The 761-nt window shown below is 65.3% G+C and carries 1 protein-coding gene; it reads right to left on the bottom strand.

The window, feature by feature from the left end; translation table 11 throughout:
• Nucleotides 1–761: SNF2-related protein (locus HMPREF2924_RS37125; protein ID WP_256567988.1), on the bottom strand; the 761-nt coding region annotated here is incomplete at both ends.

Genomic DNA, 761 nt, shown 5'->3' with positions numbered 1-761 from the left:
AGGTAACGCCGCAGCGCGCCGAGTCGCGCGAAGACCGGTCGGTCCTCGAGGCGCAGCATCTCGTACTGCTGGCGTTCCTCGCTGGAGAGAGCCACCTTCAGCAACTGCCGCTGCTTGCCCTTGAGGCTGGGCAGCACATCTTTGCGCCTGCGCAGCATCCAGTCACCCAGCTCCGCCCGCAGACTCTGGCGGAACTCCGGGTTGCCGGCGAAACGGTCGCAGAACTCTTTCAGCGGCAGTTGGCCGATGGGGTGGCCTGAGAGGCGCAGCAGGGTGTGCAGCTCGGTCTCGCGGTTGAGCACCGGCGTGCCGGTAAGCAGGTAGCGGTTCGGCACTTGGGCGGCAATGTCGAAACCGTGCCGCGTGCATTGCGCCGTCGGTTCCTTCATCCGCTGCGCCTCGTCGATGACCATCACGGCGAAGCGCGAAGCGTTGGCGACGAGAGGGCTCAACTGCTCGTAGTTGACGAGTATCCACTGCGCCTCTGGGGTGTCCTGCTGGATGGCCACGGTGGCCGAGGGATAGACCTCCTGGATCTCCCGCTGCCAATTGATCAGCAGGGTGGCCAGGGTGATGACCAGAATTGGTCTGCCCGCCGCGCGGATCGAAGCGGCGATGACCGCCTGGCGGGTCTTGCCCAGTCCCATGTCGTCGGCCAGTAAGGCGCTGGTCCTCTGCAGCAGATGAGCGATGCCGTCAGGCTGGTGGGCCAGTAGTGAGTAGCCCTGGAGCGCCGCCTCGATATCAGCCGAGCTGTACTC

This window comes from Pseudomonas sp. HMSC063H08, assembly GCF_001813645.1.
Lineage (GTDB): Bacteria > Pseudomonadota > Gammaproteobacteria > Pseudomonadales > Pseudomonadaceae > Pseudomonas > Pseudomonas aeruginosa.
This window is presented reverse-complemented; position numbering and strand designations above follow the sequence as displayed.